Source organism: Streptomyces sp. NPDC021224, from assembly GCF_044332905.1.
Taxonomy (GTDB): domain Bacteria; phylum Actinomycetota; class Actinomycetes; order Streptomycetales; family Streptomycetaceae; genus Actinacidiphila.
This window is the reverse complement of sequence record NZ_JBIRPW010000011.1, coordinates 62353-85753: the sequence shown is the minus strand read 5'-3', so window position 1 is coordinate 85753 and position 23401 is coordinate 62353. Positions and strand designations below refer to the sequence as shown.

Here is a 23401-nt window from a genome sequence, read left to right as displayed (position 1 = left end):
AATGTGCGCCCGCGCGGGCCGGTTGCGGCGCTCGTGCGGGCGGACCGCTGTACGGACCGGGCGGGGCGGGCGGCGTACGACGCTGTACGGCGCCGGGTCAGCGGTCGCGGTAGGCGACCATGTCGGCCAGCTCCTCCAGCCGCAGCCGCCAGCCGGCCGGCAGCGGGGAGTCGGCCAGGGCCCCGTAGGCGTCGGCGACGAGCGCGTCGATCTGCTCCTCGACGTCCGCGCGGACCCCGGAGGCGAGCAGCGCGGCACGCAGCTCCGCCGGGTTCCAGTCGCTGTTCCTGCTGTCCTCGACGAGCCGGGCGACCTGCGGGTCCTTGGCCGCGGCCAGCGCGATCAGCAGCGTCATCTTGTGCTCGTCGAGATCGAGCCCGGTCGGCTTGCCGGTCGCCGCCGACTCGCCGAACGCGTCGAGCAGGTCGTCGCGCAGCTGGAAGGCCTCGCCGGCCGCGACGCCGTACGCCTCGAAGACCGTGTCGAGTCCGGGGCGGCCGGCGATCGCCGCGCCGAGCGCGAGCGGGCGGTGGATGGTGTAGCGGCCGGACTTGCAGACGGCGACCCAGCGGGCCAGCCGCGGGTCGGGCTTGACCTCGGCGGCCAGCGCGATGTCCAGCTGCTGGCCGACGATCATCTCGGCGACCAGCTCGTGCCAAACCTCGGCGGCCGTGCCGGTCAGGGTGCCCGCGAGCCGGTTGGCGTAGGCGAGCGCCAGGTCCCCGGCGAGCATCGCGACACCCTCGCCGTACCGGCGGGACTCCCCCGCCCAGCCGCGCAGCGCGTGCACGTCGGTGTACTTGGCGTGGACGGTCGGGACACCGCGCCTGCTGGGCGAGTTGTCCATGATGTCGTCGTGGGTGAGCGCGAAGGCGTGCAGCAGTTCCAGGGCGGCGGCCGCGTCGACGACGGTGTCCTCGGTCCCGTCGCCGGAGCCGCCGCCCGCGGCGAGGTAGCCGGTGACGCAGAACAGCGGCCGCAGCCGCTTGCCGCCCGCGGTGACCAGCTCCGCCACGGCGCCCACGGGCACCGCGACACGGGCGTCCACCTCGCTCCAGCGCGCCGACTCGGCGCTCAGCAGCTCCTCGATCCGCCGGTCGACGCGGGCCAGCAGCTTCTCGCAGGTCTCCTGGTCACCGGCGTCCCGCTGTGCGGTCGCCGCTTCCGTCAGAACTCGTCCCAGGGCGGACGGCATGGTTTCCCCCTCATCCCACCACGTGCTGGATTCCGTACGGGCGCAGTCGTCCGGGCGTGCTCGGCGGACCGCTCATCGGATTCTCGGCAGGCCCGCTTGCAGCGGTCTTCGTGACGGGTTGGCCCCGGCTTGGCGCATCCGGCGCCAATCGCGGGACCAGTGGCGGACAAGCTGCCGCCGGGAGGGTCGGCCAGGGGCGCGGCTGCGCACGCGGACCGGCACGCCGCCCTTTTCCGCGCGGGCCCGCCCGCACCGAACCCGAGGGAAGCGACATCACATGAGCGGTCTCATCCTTCCGCCCGGCCACGGCCGCAGACTCGTCACCAAGGCGCAGGACGTCACCTTCAAGGCCACCGCCGCGGACGGTTCCGTCGTCTCCGTCTTCGAGGTCGTCGTGCCGCCGGGATTCGACGTCGGCGCGCATGTGCACGCCAACTCGCAGGAGTTCTTCTACGTCCTGGAGGGCGAGCTGCAGCTGCTCGCCTTCGAGCCCACCGAGCGGACCGGGGAGACCTGGCACGACTGGACGTCGAAGGACGGCGACACCGCGGTGCGCGCGGCCGAGGGCGCCTGCATGTTCGTGCCGCCCAACACCCCGCACGCCTTCCGCAACGCCTCGGACAAGCCGGCCCGCATGCTCTTCCACAACTACCCCTCGCCCGACCACGAGCTGTACTTCGAGGAGATCGTCGAGATCTTCGCGGCGGGCAGGACGGTCGACTCCGGCGCGGTGGAGGCCATGCGCAAGCGCTACGACGTCCAGCAGATCACCCCGCTCCGCTACACCCCGCCCACGGCGTGACGCCACACGAAAGGTCGGCACTGATGAGCAAGGACAGCATCCCGCTGGTGCACCCGAGCCTCGGCGAGCGGGAACTCGCCGCCGTCGCCGAGGTGTTCGCCTCCGGCTGGCCGGCCGGCCAGGGCCCGCGCGGCAAGGCCCTGGAGGCCATGCTCGCCGAGCGCTACGGCGTGGGCGACGCGGTCGCGGTGAGCAACTGCGGCGCCGCGCTCCACCTGGCCATGCTGGCGCTCGGTGTGGAGCCCGGCGACGAGGTGATCGTCGCCGACTACACCTTCCCCGCGCCCGCGCACGCGGTGCGCTACGTCGGCGCGACCCCGGTGTTCGCGGACGTGCGCGCCGACACCGGCACGGTGGATCCGGCGGCGGTCGCGGCCCTGATCGGGCCGCGCACGGTCGGCATCATCGCGGTGGACACCCTCGGGATGCCCGCCGACTACACCGAGCTGATGGCGCTCGCCGACGCCCACGGGCTGTTCGTCGTGGAGGACGCGGCGTGCGCGGTCGGCGCGACCTACCAGGGCCGCCCGGCCGGTTCGCTCGCTCCGGTGGCGTGCCTGTCCTTCCACGGCCGCAAGGGCGCGACCAGCGGCGAGGGCGGCGCACTGCTCGCCGCCGACCCGGTGATCGGCGCGGACGCCCGGCTGCGGTCGTCGTTCGGCATCGGCAGCATCTACGACCAGGCGCAGGTCGTCGGCCTGCCGATCCCGGTCTTCACCGACATCGGCTACAACTACAAGCTGTCCGACATCGCCGCCGCGATCCTTCAGGTCCAGCTGGACCGGGTCGACGAGCTGCTCCAGCGCCGCAACACGGCGGCCGCCGCCTACGCCGAACTGCTCGGCGGCGACGACCTGCTGACGCTGCCGCACGTGCCGGACGACCGCACCCACGCGTGGCAGTCCTACCTGGTGACCCTCGACCCGCGGGTGGACCGCGCCGGGGTCGCCGCCGCGCTGCGCGCCCAGGGCATCGGCTGCGGCCAGGGCGCCTGGGCCACCCACCTCCAGCCGGTCTACCGCTCGGAGCAGAGCTGCCCGGTGTCGGCGGACCTCTTCGCGCGCAACCTGGCCATCCCCATGCACGCCGAGCTGACCCTCGACCAGGTCGAGCAGGTCGCGAACACGCTGCGGGCGGAGCTGAAGAACAACCTGCGCGCGGGCTGACCGCGCCCGACGCGTACGACGGAGCCCGGCCGGAGGATTCTCCGGCCGGGCTCCGTCGTACGGGTCGGGGGTGGGGCCGCCGTCAGCGGGCGAGCACCAGGACCGTCGGGGAGGAGGTCTCCACGAAACGGACGTCCTCGAAGCCCGCGGCGGTCAGCCAGGCGTGGTAGTCGCCGCGCCGCCAGGTGCTGCCGTGCCGGGACTTGATGAGCATCTCGCCGGCGAAGGTCAGCGCGAAGGGCGGGCCGCTGCGGTCGTCGTCCACGACGTAGTCGGAGACGACGAGCGTGCCGCCGGGACGCAGCGCCTTGCGGATGCGGGTGAAGACCGCCTGGTTGTCCTCGGGGCCCTCCTGGTGGGCGATGTTGGAGTACACCACCACGTCGTGGTCGCCGTTGCCGAAGTCGACGGTGTGGAAGTCGCCGTCCACGTGCTCGACCCGGTCGCCCACGCCCTTCTCGGCGAGCAGCCGGCGGGCGATCGCGTTGATCGGCGCCCAGTCGATCTGGGTGGAGCGGGCGTCCGGGTTGAGCGCGAGCCAGATCGCCGAGCAGATGCCCGAGCCGCCGCCGATGTCCAGGATCGAGACCTTACCGGCGTCGGCGAGCCCCAGCTCGGCGGCGGCGATGTGCGCGACCGGCACGGACTGCGCCGCGATGGCCTGCACCAGGTTCTCCCAGTGCGGGTTGTCGGCGACCTCGACGACGACGTTCGACGTCGGACCGCCGTCGCGCACGGAGTCGGGCAGCGTCGCCATCGAGCCGATGTGGCCCAGCTTGAGCTGGGCGAAGCCGGTGAGCGACGCGGGCCGGCCCTCCACCAGGAAGGCCGCCGCCTCCGGGGTGTTGCGGTAGCGGCCGTCCTCCACCACGACCACCTCCAGCGCGACCAGGCCGTCCAGCAGCGCCTGCGCCCCGCGCGGCGCGATCCCGGCCCGCTCGGCGACCTGCTCGGCGGTGCCCGCGCCGTCCTCCAGGTGCGTGAAGACCCGGTACTGCGCCGCCGTGCCCATGATCCCGGTGGCCCAGTAGCCGTTGATCAGCCGCATGATGCGCTGCGAGTCGGGCCCGCCGTGTGCCGCGCCGCTCATGAGATCCTCCCCGCGTACGGGAGCGACGCGGCGACGCCGGCCAGCTCCGCGGTGTCGTCGTGTGATGCCGCGCCCTCGGGCACGGTGCCGTCGGCCCAGGTGCCCAGGGCCATCTCGGCGGTGATGCCGGGGCCGAAACCGGCGATGACGCCGGTGGCACCGGTGGTCAGCGGCCGGTTCTCCTCGAACCGGCGGCGCAGCGCGTCGAAGACGACGGCGCTGGCGATGTTGCCGTACTCGGTCAGGGTGCTCCAGCTGTGCCGGAAGACCGTGCGGTCGACCTCCAGGAACTTCGCGAGGTCGTCCAGGATGCGCGGGCCGCCCGCGTGGATGATGTAGAAGTCCAGGTCGGAGGCGTTCCAGCCGTAGCCGGCGGCGAGCTGGCGCAGCACCGGGGCGAGCGGCTCCATGGTGCCCGGCACGCGCTTGTCGAGCTGGAAGTGGAAGCCGGTGTCCCGCACCGCGTAGGAGATCCACTCCTCGGTGTTCGGGATGAGGTAGGAGGCGTTGCGTTCCAGCCGCACGCCGCTCACGCCCACGTCACCGTGCCCCCGCACCACGGCGGCCGCGACCGCGTCACCGAACAGCCCGTCCGACAGCAGCGAGCCGATGTCGTCGGCGGAGGGCTGATAGCACAGCGAGCACAGCTCGCACGAGACGATCAGCACATTGCTGTCCGGGTGCGCCATGCAGAAGTCATGGGCGCGGTTGATCGCCGCGCCGCCCGCCGCGCAGCCGAGCTGGGCGATGGGAATCTGCCGGGTGTCGAAACGGAAACCCATGGTGTTGATGAGCCACGCGGTGAGCGAGGGCATCATGAAACCGGTGCACGACACGTAGACGATCGCGTCGATGTCCTCGGCCCGCAGCCGCGCGTTGGCGAGCGCGTCCTCGATGACCTCCGGGCACCGCTTCTTCGACTCGGCCTCGTAGATCCGGTTGCGTTCCTCGAATCCCGGGTGTTCCAGCGTCTGCTCGATGGGCTGCACGAGGTGCCGCTTGCGCACCCCGGTGTTCTGTATCAGCCGGAGCGCAAGCGGAAGCTGCGGCTTTCCCGCATGGGCTTTCCTGGCGAATTCCAGGGTCTGCTCCATGGTGATCGTGTATTCCGGTACGCGCACCGCGGGCTTGCACAAGATCGGCATGTCCGGCGCCTGCCTCTCAGAAATAGAAGACATTCCCCTGCCCTTTGGCCTTCGCCCTCTGACCTCTGCCCTCTGTTTTTTGGCCGTGTCAATGTCGTACGGCCGGCTTGCCCGCGCCTTGGCGCCGACTTGCCGCGGGACGCCGCGGGATGCCGCGGGATGCCGCCGGGGAGGGGAACAGCGCGACGCGGCGCCCACCGGATCTCTCCGGTGGGCGCCGCGTCGTGACGGGCCGAAGGGCCGGGGGGCCGGGGGGCTATGCCTCGAAGCGGGCGGCGGCCAGGTAGTCCGGCCGCGGGTCGAGCGCCGCGGCCAGCCGGAAGTGCCGCTGGGCCTCGGCGGGGCGGGCGGCCCGCTCCAGGGTGCGGCCCAGCGCGAAGTGCGCGAACGCGTTGTCCGGCTCGCGCTCCAGGACGACCTGGAACTCCAGCTCCGCGGGCCGCAGTTGCGCCGCGAGGAAGAACGCGCGGGCGCGCAGCAGCCGGGCCGCGGTGTTCTCCGGGTGGGCGGCGATGACCGGGTCCAGCAGCTTCACAGCGCCGCGCGGGTCGCGCGCGGCGAGCAGCTGCTCGGCGGCGCGGAAGTCGATCACATGGGTTTCCGGGGTGCGCTCGGGCACTGTCCGCCTCCCTGACATCGGGCACGGGGACGAATGATCGTCGGGACAGACATACCCAACACACCGGGCGGCAATCGCATTCCCGCCACGGCGCCCCGGCGGCGCACACCCGCGCGCCCTTCGTACGGCCCGCCCGGTGCTACCCGTCCTCGCTGCCGCGTCCGGCCGCCAGCCGCTCGCGCAGCTCGGCCCACACCGCCTGGACCTGCGGTTCCAGCGCCTCCAGCGGCCCGTTGTTGTCGATCACCAGATCCGCGACGGCCAGCCGGTCCGCCCGCCGCGCCTGCGCGGCCATCCGCGCCCGCGCCTCGTCCGGCGTCATCCCGCGCAGCCGCACCAGCCGGTCGGCCTGCGTGTCCGGATCGGCGTCGACCACCACGATCAGGTCGTAGAGCGGTGCCAGGCCGTTCTCGGTGAGCAGCGGGACGTCGTGCAGCACGATGTCGCCGGGCCCGGCCGCCTGCTGGAGCTCGGCGGAGCGGGCGCCGACCAGCGGATGCACGATCGCGTTGAGCGCCTTGCGGCGCTGCTCGTCGGCGAAGACGATCGCACCGAGCTTCGGCCGGTCGAGCGAGCCGTCGGGCGCCAGCACCCCCGGCCCGAACTCCTCGACGACCGCGGCGAGACCGGGTGTGCCCGGCTCCACGACCTCCCGGGCGATCCGGTCGGCGTCCACCAGGATCGCCCCGTAGGACGCCAGCAGCCGTGCGACCTCACTCTTGCCGGCTCCGATCCCGCCGGTCAGCCCCACTGTCAGCATGCCGGTCACCCTATCCGGCCGCTCCTGCCGGGCAGCGTCGCCCGTCAGCGTCCGTTGTCGTCCTCGCGGTCGGCGAGGAAGCGCTCGAACTCCGCCGCCAGGTCGTCGGCCGAGGGCAGATCGACGGGCTCGGCGATGAGGTTCTCCCGGCTGTCCGTACCGGCCACGGCGTCGTACTGGCTCTCCAGGCCGCGCACCACCGAGACCAGCTCGCCGTCGCCCTCGGCGACCTGCCGGTCGATCTCGACACGTACCGTGTGCGCCTCGTTGCGCAGCGCGTGCGCGATCTCGGGCAGCACCAGGCCGGTGGCCGCGGTGACCGCCTCCAGCACGGCGAGCGCCGCGTCCGGGTACGGGGAGCGCGCCAGGTAGTGCGGCACGTGCGCGGCGACGCCCAGCACGTCACGCCCCGCCTCGGCGAGCCGCAGCTCGACCAGCGCGGCCGCGCTGCCGGGCACCTGCGCCTCGTCGAACCACGCGCGGTGGCCCGGCACCAGGTCCACCCGGTTGCCGTGCGGGGTCAGGCCGACCGGGCGGGTGTGCGGCACGCCCATCGGGATGCCGTGGAAGTTGATGGCGATACGGACCCCGAGGCGCTCGATGACCTGGAGCACCGCGGTCGCGAAGCGCTCCCACTCCACGTCCGGCTCGGAGCCGGTGAGCAGCAGGAACGGGGTGCCGGTGGTGTCGCGGAGCAGGTAGAGATCGATCGTCGGCGCCTCGTAGGACGACCAGTGGTCGCGCTCGAACGTCATGATCGGGCGGCGGGCCCGGTAGTCGACCAGCCGGTCGGCGTCGAAACGGGCGACGAGCTGGTTGTCGAGCCGGTCCAGCAGCTGCTCGCTGATCTGCTCGCCGGCCTCACCGGCGTCCATGAACCCCTCGAAGTGGTAGAGCAGCACCGGTCCGGTGTCCCCGACCGCCTCGTCGACGGCCTCGGCCCCGCCCGGTACGTACTCGTACAGCCCTTGCGGATCCAGCACGATGATCGTCCTCCTCGTTATCTGTCACCACAACGAACAACTCCGGCCGCCCATTCCCGCCCCGGGGCGGGGCCGGCGGCCGGTGGACGCGGTGCGGCCCCGCACCCGGGAGGGGTGCGGGGCCGCGATGGCCTGGGACGTGAGCCCCGGGCCGGGGGTCAGCTCTGGCCGCCGGCCAGCTTCTCGCGGAGCGCGGCGAGCGCCTCGTCGGAAGCGAGGGCACCGGAGTTGTCGTCCGACTCCGAGGAGTACGAACCGCCGGAGCCCGCGCCACCGGACACCGGAGCGGCGCTGCCGGCCTCGGCAGCGGCCTGCTCGTCGGCCTCGCGGGACTTGATGACCTGGGCCTGGTGCTGCTCGAAGCGGGCCTGGGCCGTGGCGTACTGGGCCTCCCACTCCTCGCGCTGCTTGTCGTAGCCCTCGAGCCAGTCGTTGGTCTCGGGGTCGAAGCCCTCGGGGTAGATGTAGTTGCCCTGCTCGTCGTACGACGCGGCCATGCCGTACAGCGTCGGGTCGAAGTCGACCGAGGCCGGGTCGGCGCCGAAGGACTCGTTGGCCTGCTTGAGGGACAGCGAGATGCGGCGGCGCTCCAGGTCGATGTCGATGACCTTGACGAAGATCTCGTCGTTGACCTGGACGACCTGCTCCGGGATCTCCACGTGGCGCTCGGCCAGCTCGGAGATGTGGACCAGGCCCTCGATGCCCTCGTCCACCCGGACGAACGCACCGAACGGGACGAGCTTGGTGACCTTGCCGGGCACGACCTGCCCGATCTGGTGCGTACGGGCGAACTGCTGCCACGGGTCTTCCTGCGTCGCCTTCAGCGACAGGGAGACACGCTCGCGGTCCATGTCGACGTCCAGGACCTCGACCGTGACCTCCTGGCCGACCTCGACGACCTCGGAGGGGTGGTCGATGTGCTTCCAGGACAGCTCCGAGACGTGCACCAGACCGTCGACACCGCCGAGGTCCACGAACGCACCGAAGTTGACGATGGAGGAGACGACGCCGGAGCGCACCTGGCCCTTCTGCAGGGTGGTGAGGAAGGTCTGGCGGACCTCGCTCTGGGTCTGCTCCAGCCAGGCACGGCGGGACAGGACCACGTTGTTGCGGTTCTTGTCCAGCTCGATGATCTTGGCCTCGAGCTCCTTGCCCACGTAGGGCTGGAGATCGCGCACACGGCGCATCTCGACCAGGGAGGCGGGGAGGAAGCCGCGCAGGCCGATGTCGAGGATGAGACCACCCTTGACGACCTCGATGACGGTACCGGTGACGATGCCGTCCTCTTCCTTGATCTTCTCGATGGTGCCCCAGGCGCGCTCGTACTGGGCGCGCTTCTTCGAGAGGATCAGGCGGCCTTCCTTGTCCTCCTTCTGGAGGACCAGGGCCTCGATCTCATCGCCCACGGCGACGACCTCGTTGGGGTCGACGTCGTGCTTGATGGACAGCTCGCGGGAGGGGATGACACCTTCGGTCTTGTAACCGATGTCGAGCAGGACCTCGTCCCGGTCGACCTTCACGATGACGCCGTCGACGATGTCGCCGTCATTGAAGTACTTGATCGTCTCGTCGATCGCCGCGAGGAAGGCTTCCTCGTTGCCGATGTCGTTGACCGCCACCTGCGGGGTGGTACGAGGGGCCTCGGTGCTGCTCGTCATTAGGGAAAGGACTCCGGTACGGACAGTAAGTCGTAGGTACTGCTACGCCGAAGCCTTTTTCGGTCCCACCGTGCCTCCGGCTCGCCCAAAGGGGGCCGTGAGACTGCGGCGGTGTCGAGCGTGGCCTGCTCCGTCTGAGGCGCGCAGGCTACCAGCGCAACTTGTAGCATACGGGGGCAGCCGGGCAGGGTCAATGCACGAAGAGCCCACCGGGCGCGTAACGAACCAAACCGCCGTAAGCCCCCCGTCCGCAGGTCTTTTCAGAGAGTACGACGACTGCCGCCATGATCCAAGGACCCGAACCCGAAGCGACCCGGCGCAGCGCGGGGACCACGGAGAGCAGCCGGGCCAACCGGGGCTGGTGGGACCGCAACGCCGACGACTACCAGCGCGAGCACGGCGACTTCCTCGGCGACGACCGCTTCGTCTGGGGCCCCGAGGGGCTCGACGAGGCGTCCGCCGCCCTCCTCGGCCCGGCGGCGGAACTGCGCGGCAAGGCGGTGCTGGAGATCGGCGCCGGGGCCGCGCAGTGCTCGCGCTGGCTCGCCGCGCGGGGCGCCCGGCCGGTCGCCCTCGACCTCTCGCACCGCCAGCTCCAGCACGCCCGGCGCCTCGCCGAGGACGCCCCCGCGGCCGCCGCCGTCCCCCTCGTCGAGGCCGACGCCGGTTTCCTGCCCTTCGCCGACGACTCCTTCGACCTGGCCTGCTCGGCGTACGGGGCGCTGCCCTTCGTCGCCGACGTCGCGCGGGTCCACCGCGAGGTCCGCCGGGTGCTGCGCCCCGGGGCCCGCTGGGTCTTCTCCGTCACCCACCCCGTGCGCTGGGCCTTCCCCGACGAACCGGACGAGGAGGGCCTGACGGTCTCCGGCTCCTACTTCGACCGCGTCCCCTACGTCGAGCAGGACGACCGGGGCCTGGCCGTCTACGTCGAGCACCACCGCACCCTCGGCGACCACATCCGCGCCCTCACCTCCTCCGGCCTGCGCCTGCTCGACCTGGTGGAACCGGAGTGGCCCGACTGGAACACCCAGGAGTGGGGCGGCTGGTCCCCGCTGCGCGGCCGCCTGCTGCCGGGCACGGCGATCTTCGTGTGCGTGGCGGAATGAGCGGGGCGCCGCGCGGGCGTACGGGCGACCTCACGGGCCGGGCTGCCCCGGGCGTGACGGTGACGGTCGCCGGCGGCGGGGGCCGCGGATGAGTCCGGGCACCGCCCGCGGGGGCTTCGCGGTACGGGACGAGGGGCGGGGGCTGCCGGTCGCCGCGGTCGTGCCCGAGCTGCTGGACGCGCTCGCGCGGGAAGGGTGTGCGGTGCTCGCCGCGCCGCCCGGCACGGGGAAGACGACGCTGGTGCCGCTGGAGCTGGCCGCGGCGGGCGGCGGCCGGGTCGTCGTCGCCGAGCCGCGCCGGATGGCCGCGCGGGCGGCAGCGCTGCGGATGGCGTGGCTGCTGGGCGAGCGCGTCGGCGGCACGGTCGGCTACACCGTGCGCGGCGACCGGAAGGTCTCCGCCGCCACCGCTGTCGAGGTCGTCACCACCGGCGTCCTCCTCCAGCGCCTCCAGCGCGACCCCGAGCTGGCCGGTGTCGGCACCGTCGTCCTCGACGAATGCCACGAACGGCACCTGGACGCCGACACCGCGATGGCCTTCCTGCTCGACGTACGCGCCGCGCTGCGCCCCGAGCTGCGGCTCGTCGCCGCCTCCGCGACGACCGACACGGCGGCGTGGTCCGCGCTGCTCGGCGGGGCACCTGTGGTCGAGGCCGCGGGCGTGCTGCACCCGGTCGCCGTGCGGTGGACACCGCCGCCGCGCCCGGTACGGCCCCCGCACGGCATGAGCGTGGACCCCGCGCTGCTCGCGCACGTCGCCGCCGTCGTCCGTACGGCGCTCTCCGGCACCGAGGGCGACGTGCTGTGCTTCCTCCCCGGCGCCGGGGAGATCGCCCGGGTCGCCGGGATGCTCGGCGGGCTCGGCGTAGACGTGCTCCAGCTGCACGGGCGGGCCCCGGCCGCCGTGCAGGAGGCCGCCCTCGCACCGGGCGAACGGCGCCGCGTACTGCTCGCCACGTCGGTGGCCGAGTCCAGCCTGACCGTGCCGGGCGTACGGGCGGTCGTCGACAGCGGCCTCGCGCGCGAACCGCGCACCGACCACGCGCGGGGGCTGGGCGCGCTCACCACCGTGCGGGTGTCACGGGCCGCCGCCGAGCAGCGCGCCGGGCGGGCCGGGCGGGAAGCCCCCGGCACGGTCTTCCGCTGCTGGTCGCAGGCCGAGCACGACCGGCTGGCCCGGCAGCCCGAACCCGAGATCGCCCTCGCCGACCTCACCGGCTTCGCCCTCCAGGCCGCGTGCTGGGGCGAGCCCGACGCGACGGGGCTGGCCCTGCTGGACCCGCCGCCGCCCGGCGCGCTCGCCGCCGCCCGCGCCACGCTGCGCACGCTGGACGCCGTGGACGGTACGGGCCGCGCCACCCCGCGCGGCCGCCGCCTCACCCGCCTCGGCCTGCACCCCCGGCTGGGCCGCGCCCTCCTCGACGCCGCCCCCGAAGTGGGCGCCACCCGCGCCGCCGAACTCACCGCGCTGCTCTCCGAAGAGGTCCCCGCCGCGTACGGCCCCGACCTGACTGCCGCCTGGCACACCGCCCGCCGCGCGACCGACCCCTACGCCCCGCGCTGGCGCGCGGAGACCCGCCGCCTGGAGTCCGCCCTGCGCACGGAGGCCGGGCCCGGGGCGAAGGGCCCGGCCCGTACCACGGGCGGCGGCCGGCCGTCGGCGCTCAGCGACGACGACGCCGCCGGGCTCGTCGTCGCCCTGGCCTTCCCCGAACGGCTGGCACGGCGGCGTGCGACCGGCGGCTACCTGATGGTGTCCGGCACCGCCGCCGACGTCGGGGACGCGCTCGGCGGCGCCGAATGGGTGGCCGTCGCGGTCGCCGACCGTGCCGCGGGCCGGGCCGCGGCCCGGGTGCGGCTCGCCGCGGTGACCGACGGGACGACCGCGCGGACCGCCGCCGGGTGGGCCCTGGAGGCGTACGAGGAGGTGCGCTGGGCGCAGGGCGACGTGGTGGCCCGGCAGGTGGAACGGCTCGGCGCGGTGGAGCTGGAGTCGGCCCCGCTGCGCTCCCCCGACCCCGCCGCCGTACGCGCCGCCCTCCTCGACGGGCTCGCCGCCGAGGGCACGGGGCTGCTGCACTGGTCCCGGGAGGCCCGCGAGCTGCGGCAGCGGATGGCGTTCGTGCACCGCGTGCTGGGCGAGCCGTGGCCGGACGTCGCCGAGGAAGCACTGCTGGAGCGCGCCCCGGAGTGGCTCGGCCCGGAGCTGGCCACCGCCCGCCGCCGCGCCGACCTGGAACGGACGGACGCGGGGCACGCACTCCCGCGGCTGCTGCCCTGGGCGTCGGGCGAGGCGGCGCGCTTCGCCGGGCTGGCGCCCGAACGGCTGGAGGTGCCGAGCGGCTCACGCGTCCGCGTCGACTACACGGGTGAGCAGCCCGTTCTCGCGGTCAAGCTCCAGGAGATGTTCGGCCTCGCGGACACCCCGCGTATCGCGGGCGTCCCCGTCCTCGTCCACCTGCTCTCCCCCGCGGGGCGCCCCGTCGCGGTGACCGCCGACCTCGCCTCCTTCTGGCGCACCGGCTACCCCGCGGTCCGCGCGGAACTCCGCGGCCGGTACCCGCGCCATCCGTGGCCGGAGGACCCCTCCACCACGGCCCCTACGCGCCGCCTCAACCCCCGCACCTGAGCATCCGCGGGGGCCGGGGTCTCCCCCCACCCTGGCCCCGTCCAGCCGCCCCGGGACCTCCCCCCGGCGGGAGCTGAGCGCAGCCCAGAGGGCTGCCACCTGGCGTGGAACGGCGCCTTTCCCCCGGCGAGGGCTGAGCGCGCAGTTCCCCGCGCCCCTAAAAACGCTCGCCCTCCCCCGCAGGGGAAGCGCCCGTCAGGGGCTCGCTGATGCCGCGCGGGGCAAGAAGCCAGGGGCGCGTGGCGGCACCTCCCAGGCGGAGCCTGGGGGAGAACTGCGCGACCAGCCCCCACCTGGGGGAAGGTCGCGGGAGCCACCGCAAGCGGCACCCCGGGGCGAGACCCCTACGGGCGCACGCTCACCGCAGCGGTCGCCGGCTGCGAAGCCGAGGCCGTGGCCGACGGGGAAGCCTCCCCGGACGGGGTCTCCTCCGGCGTCGGTGTGGCCGTCGCGCACGGGTCCTCCGTGGGCGTGCCGGAGTCCGTGGGAGTCGGCGTCGGCGTCGCCGAATCCGTCGGGGTCGGCGACTCGCACACCGGCGGCGTCGTCGGGTCCCCCGGGTCCGTCGGATCCGTCGGCGGCGTCGTCGGGTCGCCCGACCCGTCCGTGGGCGGCGGCGTGGTGGTGCCGCCGTCCGTGGGCGGGGTGGTCGGCGGCGGGGTGGTCGTCCCGCCGTCGGTGGGCGGCGGGGTCGTCGTGCCGCCCCCGGGCTCGACCGGGGTCGTGGACTCGCCGCCGCCGCCCGCCGCGGGCGGGGGCGTCGTGGTGGGCGGACTGCTCGGCGTGCCCGGCTTGGCCGGGGCGGCGGGCGTGCCGGGGCTGTCGGGGACGGAGACGGCCCCGCCCTGCGTGAAGTGGTCGTACCAGGCGCGGACCAGCGCGAGGTAGGCCTGCGAGTGGTTGTAGCCGAGGATGGCCCGGTCCATCTGGGCCGGGACGGCGAGGTCGCGCCCGTCGGCGCACAGGTAGTGCGCGGCGGCGAGGGCGGCGTCGTAGATGTTGTTGGGGTCGTCCCTGCCGTCGCCGTTGCCGTCGGCTCCCCAGCGCTCCCACGTCGAGGGGATGAACTGCATGGGCCCGACGGCCCGGTCGTGCAACGGGTCCCCGTCGTAGCGCCCGCCGTCCGTGTCGCTGATGTTCGCGAAGCCGTTGCCGTCGAGGACGGGCCCGAGGATCGGCTTGTAGGTGGTGCCGTTGGCGTCGACCGCGCCGTGCCGGGCCTGGTTGGACTCGACCTGGCCGATCGCGGCGAGGAGTTCCCAGGGCAGGTGGCAGCCTGGGTCGCTCTCGGCGACGGAGGCCTCGGCGCGCCGGTAGGCGGCGAGTACGGTCGCGGGCAGGCCGGAGCCGTCGGTGGGGATGTTCACCGAAGGACCGCCGGGGGCTCCCGGTGTCGGGGAGACCAGCGGCGGTCCGGTGGGGGTGTTGAGCGGCGGCATGTCGGTGATGTAGGGCGTGTCACCGTCGATGGCCGGCCCGGGTGGCGGGGCCAGGGTCGTCTGCTGCTCGGTGTGCGCGGGTGCGGCGTGGGCGACCGGGAGGAACCCGGGTGCCTGTGACGCGCTGAGCGCTGCCATCGCCGCGGCGGCGACCGCCGTGCCTGCCGCTCCCCTGCGTAGCCTTCGGCCGTAACGCCGCGCTGCCATAGGGTGCTTCCCCTCCCAGGTGCGGAGTGCGCCGTCTCCGGCGCCACAACTCCGCCGACCCTACGGCAACTTGCGGCACGTGACCACCGTGCGGACGTACTCAAAATGTGCGCAAACGGGCACGGTCGGCTTGTCACCGCCCGCCGTTCTCCCCCCGTCCATCTGGTGGTCGCCGGGGCGGCGGGGCGCGCGCCGGAGTGCGCCGCCCCGCCGTGCGCGGCTCAGTGGGCGGCGGACTCCCAGTCCGGTCCGACGCCCACCGACACGTCCAGCGGGGCGCGCAGCGGGTACGCCCCGGCCATCTCGCGGCGCACCAGCTCCTCGACGGCGGCCCGCTCGCCGGGGGCGACTTCGAGCACGATCTCGTCGTGCACCTGGAGCAGCATGCGGGAGGTCAGCTGCTCCTTGGTGAGCGCCTCGTCGACCCGCAGCATGGCGAGCTTGACGATGTCGGCGGCCGAGCCCTGGATCGGCGCGTTGAGCGCCATACGCTCGGCCATCTCGCGGCGCTGCCGGTTGTCGCTGTTGAGGTCGGGCAGGTAGCGGCGGCGGCCGAGCAGTGTCTCGGTGTAGCCGGTGACGCGGGCCTCCTCGACGACGCGGTGCAGGTAGTCGCGCACCCCGCCGAAGCGCTCGAAGTACGTCTCCATCAGGGCGCGCGCCTCGGCGGCCTCGATGCCGAGCTGCTGCGACAGGCCGAAGGCGGACAGGCCGTACGCCAGGCCGTAGGACATGGCCTTGATCTTGCGGCGCATCTCCGCGTCCACCGCGTCCCGCGTCACGCCGAAGACCTGGGAGCCGACGGTGGTGTGCAGGTCCTCGCCGGAGGTGAAGGCGGCGATGAGGCCCTCGTCCTCGGACAGGTGGGCCATGACGCGCAGCTCGATCTGGCTGTAGTCGGCCGTCAGCAGCGACTCGTAGCCCTCGCCGACGACGAAGCCGCGGCGGATGGCGCGGCCCTCGTCGGTGCGGACCGGCACGTTCTGCAGGTTGGGGTCGGTGGACGACAGGCGGCCGGTGGCGGCGACGGTCTGGCTGAAGGTGGTGTGGATCCGCCCGTCCGGGGCGACCGTCTTGACCAGGCCCTCGACGGTGACGCGCAGCTTGGCCTGCTCGCGGTGCCGCAGCATGATGACCGGCAGTTCGTGCTCGGTCTGCGCGGCGAGCCAGGCGAGCGCGTCGGCGTCCGTGGTGTAGCCGGTCTTGGTCTTCTTGGTCTTGGGCAGGCCCAGCTCGCCGAACAGCACCTCCTGGAGCTGCTTGGGCGAGCCCAGGTTGAACTCGTGGCCGACCGAGGCGTGCGCCTCGCCCACCGCGTGCTGCACGGCAGCGGCGAACTGCTCCTCCAGGCCCTCCAGATGGGCGCGGTCGGCGGCGATGCCGGCCCGTTCCATCTTCGCCAGCAGCGCGGACGTCGGCAGTTCCAGGTCGTGCAGCAGCTCGGCGGCGCCGACCTCGGGCAGCCGGGCGCCGAAGACCTCGCCGAGGTCGAGCACCGTGCGGGCCTGCACCATGAGGGCGCCCGCGGCGGCCGCGCCCTCCTCGTCGCTCTCCTCGCCGAAGGCGAGCTGGCCGCTGCCGGTGTCGACCGGGGCCAGTTCACGGCCCAGGTACTCCACCGACAGGACGTCGAGCGCGAAGGAGCGGCGGCCGGGCTTGATCAGGTAGGCGGCGAGCGCGGTGTCCATCGACACCCCGTCGACCGTCCAGCCGTGCTCGGCGAAGACGCGGGCGGTGTTCTTGGCGTTGTGCAGCACCTTGGGGCGGGTGGGGTCGGCGAGCCAGCCGGCGAAGGCCCGCTCGTCGGTCTCGTCGAGCTGCGCGGGGTCGAACCAGGCCGCGTCCTCCGCGGTGGCGAGCGCGATCTGGGTGACGCTGCCGGCGCCCAGCGCCCAGGTGTCGACGCTGGCGAGGCCGACCGGCACCCCGCTGTGCCCGGTGAGCCAGTCCGGCAGGTCGCCCGCGGCCAGCACCGTGCCCTCGACGGCGACGCCCTCGGCGACCTCCGGCTCCTCCTCGATCTCGCCGGGGTCGGCGGCGAAGAGCCGGTCGCGGAAGTTGGCGTGGCGGAACTCCAGCACGTCGAGCACGCCGGTGACCGCGGGGCGGTCGTACGGCACGCGCTCCAGGCCCTCGGGGCCGACGGGCAGCGCGACGTCCTTGACCATCTCCGTCAGCCGCCGGTTGAGCTTGACCGCGTCCAGGTGCGCGCGCAGTGCCTCCCCGGCCTTGCCCTTGACCTCGTCCACCCGCTCGACCAGCGCGTCGAACGAGCCGAACTCGCTGATCCACTTCGTCGCCGTCTTCGGCCCCACGCCGGGGATGCCGGGCAGGTTGTCGGACGGGTCGCCGCGCAGTGCCGCGAAGTCCGGGTACTGGCGCGGGGTGAGGCCGTACTTCTCCTCGACCTTCTCCGGGGTGTAGCGCGTCAGCTCGGACACGCCCTTGGTCGGGTAGAGCACGGTGACGTGGTCGCTGACCAGCTGGAAGGAATCCCGGTCGCCGGTGACGATCAGCACCTCGTAGCCGAGTTCCTCGGCCTGGGTGGCGAGGGTGGCGATGACGTCGTCCGCCTCGAAGCCCTCGACGGCGAAGCGCCGCACCCCCATCGCGTCCAGCAGCTCGCCGATAAGCTCCACCTGGCTGCGGAACTCGTCGGGCGTCTTGGTGCGCGTCGCCTTGTACTCCGGGTACTCGTCGAAGCGCCAGGTCTTGCGGGAGACGTCGAAGGCGACCGCCAGATGCGTCGGCTGCTCGTCACGCAACGTGTTCGACAGCATGGACGTGAAGCCGTAGATCGCGTTCGTCGGCTGGCCCGTGGCGGTGCTGAAGTTCTCCACGGGCAGCGCGTAGAACGCCCGGTACGCCAGCGAATGCCCGTCCAGCAGCATCAGGCGGGGGCGGTCGGTCGTCGTCTTCGATGCTTTCGTTGCCACGTGAGCGATCCTCCCACGGACCACCGACAATCCCGGATTCCGGCGGATCCCGGCACGCGGTCGGCCCGTCGCACCCCTGGCGCGTCCCGCGGGGAACGGTGGGAGGATCGGGGGCATGGCGAAGAAGGCTCCCGAGGGTGATCCCGTCCAGGACGCGCCGCACGTCGGTGCGCCGAAGAAGGCCGCCGCCGGGCTGCCGGCGGTCGGGCACACGATGAAGGCGGCCGGGGCCCAGATGGGTGCCCGGCGGACGGCGCTCACGCTGCTCAAGGTCAACCAGAAGGGCGGATTCGACTGCCCGGGGTGCGCGTGGCCGGAGCCCGACCACCGGCACCCCTTCGAGTTCTGCGAGAACGGCGCCAAGGCCGTCGCCGAGGAGGCGACGCTGCGCCGCGTCACGCCCGACTTCTTCGCCGCGCACCCGGTCGCCGACCTCGCCCGGCGCAGCGGCTACTGGCTCGGGCAGCAGGGCCGGATCACCCAGCCGATGTACCTGGCCGAGGGCGCCGAGCGCTACGAGGCGGTGCCGTGGGAGCGGGCCTTCGAGCTGATCGCCGGGGAGCTGGACGCGCTCGGCTCGCCCGACGAGGCCGTCTTCTACACCTCGGGCCGCACCAGCAACGAGGCCGCTTTCCTCTTCCAGCTCTTCGCCCGCGAGTTCGGCACCAACAACCTGCCGGACTGCTCCAACATGTGCCACGAGTCGTCCGGCTCGGCGCTGACCGAGACGCTCGGCGTCGGCAAGGGCAGCGTGCTGCTGGACGACCTGTACCGCGCCGAGCTGATCGTCGTCGCGGGCCAGAACCCGGGCACGAACCACCCGCGCATGCTGTCGGCACTGGAGAAGGCCAAGCGCGGCGGCGCGAAGATCGTCACCGTCAACCCGCTGCCCGAGGCGGGCATGGAGCGTTTCCGCAACCCTCAGACGGCGGGCGGCCTCGCCGGGCCCGGCACGAAACTCACCGACCTCTTCCTGCCCGTGCGGCTGGGCGGCGACCAGGCGCTCTTCCGGGCGCTGGGGCGGCTGCTGATCGAGGCGGACGCGCTGGACCGCGACTTCATCGCCGAGCACACCCACGGCTTCGCCGCCTACGAGGCCGCGGCCCGCGCCGCCGACTGGGCGGAGGTGGAGCGCGCGACCGGCCTGGAGCGGGCCGCGATCGAGCAGCTGCACGCGATGGTGCTGGACGCGAAAAGCGTCGTGGTGTGCTGGGCGATGGGCCTGACCCAGCACAAGCACGCGGTGCCGACGATCCGCGAGGTCGTCAACTTCCTGCTGCTGCGCGGCAACGTGGGCCGGCCGGGTGCGGGGGTGTGCCCGGTGCGCGGGCACAGCAATGTGCAGGGCGACCGTACGATGGGCATCTTCGAGCGGCCGACCGCGGCCTTCCTGGACGCCCTGGAGCGGGAGTTCGGCTTCGCCCCGCCGCGCGAGCACGGCCTGGACGTGGTGCGGGCGATCCGCGCGCTGCGCGACGGTGAGGCGAAGGTCTTCTTCGCGATGGGCGGCAACTTCGTCGCGGCCTCCCCCGACACCGAGGTCACGGAGGCGGCGATGCGCCGCGCCCGGCTGACGGTGCACGTCTCGACGAAGCTCAACCGCTCGCACGCGGTGACCGGCGCCCGCGCGCTGATCCTGCCGACGCTGGGCCGTACCGAGAAGGACGTGCAGGCGGCCGGGCCGCAGTTCGTGAGCGTCGAGGACTCGATGGGCATGGTGCACGCCTCGCGCGGTGGGCTGCCGCCCGCCTCGCCGCAGCTGCTGTCGGAGCCGGCGATCGTCTCCCGGCTGGCCCGCGCGGTCCTCGGCGACCGCAGCACGGTGCCGTGGGCGGAGTTCGAGCGCGACTACGACCTGATCCGCGACCGTATCGCCCGCGTCATACCCGGCTTCGACGACTTCAACGCCAGGGTGCGCCGCCCCGGCGGCTTCACGCTGCCGCACGGCCCGCGCGACTCGCGCACCTTCCCCACCGCCACCGGCAAGGCCAACTTCACGGCCGCGCCGCTGGAGTACCCCACCGTGCCCGAGGGGCGGCTGCTGCTCCAGACGCTGCGCTCGCACGACCAGTACAACACCACGATCTACGGCCTCGACGACCGCTACCGCGGCATCAAGGGGGGCCGCCGGGTGGTGCTGGTGCACGCCGACGACGCGGCGGCCGCCGGGCTGGCCGACGGGGAGTACGCCGACCTGGTCAGCGAGTGGAAGGACGGCTCCGAGCGGCGCGCGGAGGGCTTCCGGGTCGTCCACTACCCCACACCGCGCGGCTGCGCCGCCGCGTACTACCCCGAGACCAACGTGCTGATACCGCTCGACCACACGGCCGAGACCAGCAACACGCCCGCGGCCAAGTCGGTCGTCGTCCGGCTGGAGCGGGCCCGCGCGGGCACGCCGGCGGAACCGGCGCCCGGTCCCGCGGCAGGTCCGGCGGCCGACCCGACGCGCTCGTGACCGTGCCCGTGCGGTAGAAAGCCAGGGACAAGGCTGTCCGGTACACCCCACCGCGGCAGCGACGTAGAGGCCGATCGGAGCCGAGCGCATGGGCGAGCAGACCGTCACCCGTTTCCCGCAGGAGATCCTGGAGCAGTACGCCGGGCTCGGCATCGATCTGCAGGCGCTCTTCTCGGCCGGTCACCTGGGCGAGCGGATGAACATCCGCATCCTGGAGGCGTCGCCGGACCAGGTGGTCGGCACGATGCCGGTGGAGGGCAACACCCAGCCGTACGGGCTGCTGCACGGAGGTGCCTCGGCGGTGCTCGCCGAGACCCTGGGCTCGGTCGGCGCGATGCTGCACGGGGGCCCCAGCAAGATCGCGGTGGGCGTGGACCTCAACGCGACGCACCACCGCGGCATGCGCCAGGGCCAGGTCACCGGCACCGCGACGCCGGTGCACCGGGGGCGCTCCTCGGCCACCTACGAGATCGTGATCACCGACGACGACTCCGGCAAGCGTGTCTGCACCGCCCGGCTGACCTGCATGCTGCGCCCGGCCGCTCCGGCGGCGACGGCGTGACCGTGGCCGCGCCCGCCCCCGTGACGGGGGTCTGAGGCCTGCTGCGGCAAGGGCCCGCGCGGTTGTCCGCGGCGGGCCCGGCGTACCCCGGGTGGGATTCGAACCCACGCTGGATGCTGTTTGAGAGCACTGCCTCTACCGCTGGGCTACCGGGGCTCCTTGCGAAACGCAGGGCCCTCGGCGGTCCTGCGTGGTCCTACCTTAGCGGAGCTGGGTAGGCTCTAGTAGCAGCACCCCGCCTGAACCGAGGAGCACCGTGAGCGCCCCCGACGAGTCCGCCGCGCAGTCCGGCGAGCAGACCGATTCCCCCGCCGACCAGCCGTCCGAGCAGCCCGCGGCGACGTCACACGTCCCCCCGCAGACCACCCGCGTGGTGATCGCGGAGGACGAGGCGCTGATCCGGCTGGATCTCAAGGAGATGCTGGAGGAGGAGGGCTACGCGGTCGTCGGCGAGGCGGGCGACGGGGAGGCGGCGGTCAAACTCGCCGAGGAGCACCGTCCGGATCTGGTGATCCTGGACGTGAAGATGCCGGTCCTGGACGGGATCTCGGCCGCGGAGCGCATCGCGGGCGAGAAGCTCGCGCCGGTGCTGATGCTCACCGCCTTCTCGCAGCGCGAGCTGGTGGAGCGGGCGCGGGACGCGGGCGCGATGGCCTACCTGGTCAAGCCGTTCAGCAAGAGCGACCTGGTGCCGGCGATCGAGATGGCGGTCAGCCGCTTCCAGGAGCTGCGGGCGCTGGAGGCGGAGGTCGCCGATCTCTCGCAGCGGCTGGAGACGCGCAAGCTGGTGGACCGCGCGAAGAGCGTGCTGCAGACGAAGTACGGCCTGACCGAGCCGGCCGCCTTCCGCTGGATCCAGAAGACGTCGATGGACCGCCGGATGTCGATGCAGGCGGTCGCGCAGGCCGTGATCGAGGAGGTCGCGGGCGAGTAGCCCGGACCGGCGTCGCACCGCCGTACGCGAGGGGGCCGTACCCGGCGATCCGGGTGCGGCCCCCTCGCGTACGGGCGCGGGGTTTCAGTCCTCGCCGAGGTAGGTCTTGCGGACGCCCTCGTCGTTCAGCAGCTCCGCGCCGGTGCCGGAGAGCTTGATGGTGCCGACCTCCATGACGTGCGCCTGGTCGGCGAGCGAGAGCGCGGCCTGCGCGTTCTGCTCGACGAGCAGGATGGTGGTGCCCTGCTCCTTGAGTTCCCTGATCGTCGCCATGATCTTCTGCATCATGATCGGCGACAGGCCCATCGACGGCTCGTCGAGCATCAGCAGCTTGGGCCTGCACATCAGCGCCCTGCCCATCGCCAGCATCTGCTGCTCACCGCCGGACAGGGTGCCCGCGGCCTGCTTGCGGCGCTCGCCGAGGATCGGGAAGAGCGTGTAGGCGCGCTCGATGTCCTGGGTGATCCCGGCGGAGTCCTTGCGGAGGTACGCGCCGAGCTGGAGGTTCTGCTCGATGGTCAGGCTGGGGAAGATGTGCCTGCCCTCGGGCGAGTGGGCCAGGCCCAGCGCCACGATCCGGTGCGCGGGCTCGCGGTGCAGCGGGCGCCCGTCGAAGACGATCTTCCCGCCGACGGGCCGGAGCAGCCCGCTGAGGGTGCGCAGGGTGGTGGTCTTGCCCGCGCCGTTGGTGCCGATGAGAGTGACGACCTGGCCGGCCTCGACGGAGAACGAGATGCCCTTGACGGCCTCGATCTTGCCGTACGCGACGCGCAGGTTGTCCACTTCGAGCAGTGCGGTCATTTGTCGTTCTCCTGCTGCTCGTCCTGCCCCTGCTCCGGCTCCGCCGCGGGTGCGGCCTGCGGCTCCGGGGGCGCGGGCTCCGGCTCCTGCTCGCCGCCCGTCTCGAAGGGCTCGCCGAGGTACGCGGCGATGACCCGCTCGTCCTGCTGGACGACCTCGGAGCTGCCCTCGACCAGCTTCTCGCCCTGCACGAGCACGGCGACGCGGTCGCACAGGTTGAAGATGAAGCGCATGTCGTGCTCGATGACGAGCACGGCGATGCCCTGGTCGCGGACGGCGAAGACCAGTTCCTCGGTGGCCCGGGTCTCCTGCGGGTTCATGCCCGCGGTCGGCTCGTCGAGCAGCAGCAGACCGGGCTCGCTCGCGAGCGCCCGGGCGATCTCCAGCTTGCGCTGCTCGCCGTAGGGCAGGTTGCGGGCCAGGTGGTCGGCCTTGTCCGCGAGGCCGGTGAACTCCAGCAGCTCCCTGGCGCGGGCCCGCGAGGCGGCCTCCGCCCGGTGGTAGCCGGGGCCGCGGATGATCGCCGAGAGCAGCCCCTCCTTGGTCCTGGTGTGCCGCCCGACCAGGACGTTCTCCAGCACCGTCATGTTGGCGAAGAGCCGGATGTTCTGGAAGGTGCGGGCGATGCCGGCCTTGGTGACCAGGTGCGGCTTGGGCGGCAGCACCGTGCCGCGGTAGCTGACGGTGCCCTCGGTCGGGACGTACAGGCCGGTGAGGCAGTTGAAGAAGGTGGTCTTGCCCGCGCCGTTGGGGCCGATGAGGCCGACGATCTCCCCGGTGTTGACGGTGAGGTCCACGTCGCGGACGGCGGTCAGGCCGCCGAACCGCATGACGACGCCACTGGCCTGGAGCAGCGGCTCACCGGCCCCGTCACGCGGGGCGGACTGGTGCGGAATGGTGGTGGTCATGGTGTC

Annotated in this window: 18 protein-coding genes and 1 tRNA gene; 7 read left to right on the top strand and 12 right to left on the bottom strand. The window is 73.2% G+C overall.

Annotated features, from left to right (window positions below; translation table 11 throughout):
* Positions 1 to 97: 97 nt before the first annotated feature.
* Complete coding sequence (locus ACH4PY_RS25585; protein WP_398187296.1) at positions 98 to 1195, bottom strand: polyprenyl synthetase family protein; 1098 nt, start codon at positions 1193 to 1195, stop codon at positions 98 to 100.
* Between the two features lie 277 nt (positions 1196 to 1472).
* On the opposite strand from ACH4PY_RS25585, the gene ACH4PY_RS25580 reads away from it, so the two are divergent.
* The gene (locus tag ACH4PY_RS25580) at positions 1473 to 1997 is read left to right on the top strand and encodes a cupin domain-containing protein (RefSeq protein WP_398187293.1); all 525 of its coding nucleotides are present in this window, start codon (positions 1473 to 1475) and stop codon (positions 1995 to 1997) included.
* Positions 1998 to 2020: 23 nt separating this feature from the next.
* Positions 2021 to 3163 (top strand): DegT/DnrJ/EryC1/StrS family aminotransferase, encoded by a 1143-nt coding sequence (locus tag ACH4PY_RS25575; RefSeq protein WP_398187291.1) that lies wholly within the window; start codon positions 2021 to 2023, stop codon positions 3161 to 3163.
* Between the two features lie 82 nt (positions 3164 to 3245).
* Here ACH4PY_RS25575 and ACH4PY_RS25570 read toward each other — a convergent pair whose 3' ends face one another.
* From ACH4PY_RS25570 to rpsA, 6 genes are all read right to left on the bottom strand, one after another.
* On the bottom strand, positions 3246 to 4253 hold the full coding sequence (locus tag ACH4PY_RS25570; protein ID WP_398187288.1) for a methyltransferase: 1008 nt from the start codon (positions 4251 to 4253) through the stop codon (positions 3246 to 3248).
* On the bottom strand, positions 4250 to 5398 hold the full coding sequence (locus ACH4PY_RS25565) for a type III polyketide synthase (RefSeq protein ID WP_398187285.1): 1149 nt from the start codon (positions 5396 to 5398) through the stop codon (positions 4250 to 4252). The genes ACH4PY_RS25570 and ACH4PY_RS25565 overlap by 4 nt, the downstream gene beginning before the upstream one ends.
* Positions 5399 to 5654: 256 nt before the next feature.
* Positions 5655 to 6017 carry a tetratricopeptide repeat protein gene (locus tag ACH4PY_RS25560; RefSeq protein ID WP_398187282.1) on the bottom strand — a complete coding sequence of 121 codons (363 nt, stop codon included), beginning with the start codon at positions 6015 to 6017 and terminating at the stop codon, positions 5655 to 5657.
* A gap of 139 nt (positions 6018 to 6156) precedes the next feature.
* Positions 6157 to 6777, bottom strand: a complete 621-nt coding sequence (coaE, locus tag ACH4PY_RS25555) for a dephospho-CoA kinase (protein ID WP_398187279.1) — start codon at positions 6775 to 6777, stop codon at positions 6157 to 6159.
* 44 nt (positions 6778 to 6821) lie between these two features.
* A complete protein-coding gene (locus ACH4PY_RS25550) occupies positions 6822 to 7760 on the bottom strand; it encodes a proteasome assembly chaperone family protein (protein ID WP_398187276.1) in 939 nt (312 codons plus the stop codon).
* A 158-nt stretch (positions 7761 to 7918) separates the two neighbouring features.
* On the bottom strand, positions 7919 to 9418 hold the full coding sequence (rpsA, locus tag ACH4PY_RS25545) for a 30S ribosomal protein S1 (protein ID WP_398187274.1): 1500 nt from the start codon (positions 9416 to 9418) through the stop codon (positions 7919 to 7921).
* A gap of 284 nt (positions 9419 to 9702) precedes the next feature.
* On the opposite strand from rpsA, the gene ACH4PY_RS25540 reads away from it, so the two are divergent.
* Positions 9703 to 10524 (top strand): class I SAM-dependent methyltransferase, encoded by an 822-nt coding sequence (locus ACH4PY_RS25540; protein WP_398187271.1) that lies wholly within the window; start codon positions 9703 to 9705, stop codon positions 10522 to 10524.
* Positions 10525 to 10612: 88 nt separating this feature from the next.
* Positions 10613 to 13153, top strand: a complete 2541-nt coding sequence (hrpB, locus tag ACH4PY_RS25535) for an ATP-dependent helicase HrpB (protein WP_398187269.1) — start codon at positions 10613 to 10615, stop codon at positions 13151 to 13153.
* A gap of 344 nt (positions 13154 to 13497) precedes the next feature.
* Here the strand turns inward: hrpB and ACH4PY_RS25530 are convergent, their stop codons facing one another.
* Positions 13498 to 14799, bottom strand: coding sequence for a lytic murein transglycosylase (locus ACH4PY_RS25530; RefSeq protein WP_398187266.1), 1302 nt, complete (start codon positions 14797 to 14799; stop codon positions 13498 to 13500).
* A gap of 221 nt (positions 14800 to 15020) precedes the next feature.
* Positions 15021 to 17735 carry a DNA polymerase I gene (gene polA / locus ACH4PY_RS25525; protein WP_398187263.1) on the bottom strand — a complete coding sequence of 905 codons (2715 nt, stop codon included), beginning with the start codon at positions 17733 to 17735 and terminating at the stop codon, positions 15021 to 15023.
* Positions 17736 to 17850: 115 nt separating this feature from the next.
* Between polA and ACH4PY_RS25520 the strand changes: the two genes are divergently transcribed.
* Together ACH4PY_RS25520 and ACH4PY_RS25515 are read left to right on the top strand one after the other, a co-directional pair.
* Positions 17851 to 20190 carry an FdhF/YdeP family oxidoreductase gene (locus ACH4PY_RS25520; RefSeq protein ID WP_398187260.1) on the top strand — a complete coding sequence of 780 codons (2340 nt, stop codon included), beginning with the start codon at positions 17851 to 17853 and terminating at the stop codon, positions 20188 to 20190.
* A gap of 88 nt (positions 20191 to 20278) precedes the next feature.
* Positions 20279 to 20752, top strand: coding sequence for a PaaI family thioesterase (locus ACH4PY_RS25515; RefSeq protein WP_398187257.1), 474 nt, complete (start codon positions 20279 to 20281; stop codon positions 20750 to 20752).
* 83 nt (positions 20753 to 20835) lie between these two features.
* On the opposite strand, the gene ACH4PY_RS25510 is transcribed toward ACH4PY_RS25515, so the two are convergent.
* A tRNA-Leu gene (locus ACH4PY_RS25510) sits at positions 20836 to 20908 on the bottom strand.
* 214 nt (positions 20909 to 21122) lie between these two features.
* Here ACH4PY_RS25510 and ACH4PY_RS25505 point away from each other — a divergent pair.
* Positions 21123 to 21686 (top strand): ANTAR domain-containing response regulator, encoded by a 564-nt coding sequence (locus ACH4PY_RS25505; protein ID WP_398187641.1) that lies wholly within the window; start codon positions 21123 to 21125, stop codon positions 21684 to 21686.
* Between the two features lie 84 nt (positions 21687 to 21770).
* Here the strand turns inward: ACH4PY_RS25505 and ACH4PY_RS25500 are convergent, their stop codons facing one another.
* A complete protein-coding gene (locus ACH4PY_RS25500; RefSeq protein ID WP_398187254.1) occupies positions 21771 to 22487 on the bottom strand; it encodes an ABC transporter ATP-binding protein in 717 nt (238 codons plus the stop codon).
* Positions 22484 to 23395: an ABC transporter ATP-binding protein gene (locus ACH4PY_RS25495; RefSeq protein WP_398187251.1), complete on the bottom strand. Its 912-nt coding sequence runs from the start codon at positions 23393 to 23395 to the stop codon at positions 22484 to 22486. Before ACH4PY_RS25495 ends, ACH4PY_RS25500 begins: the two co-directional genes overlap by 4 nt.
* Positions 23396 to 23401 lie beyond the last annotated feature (6 nt).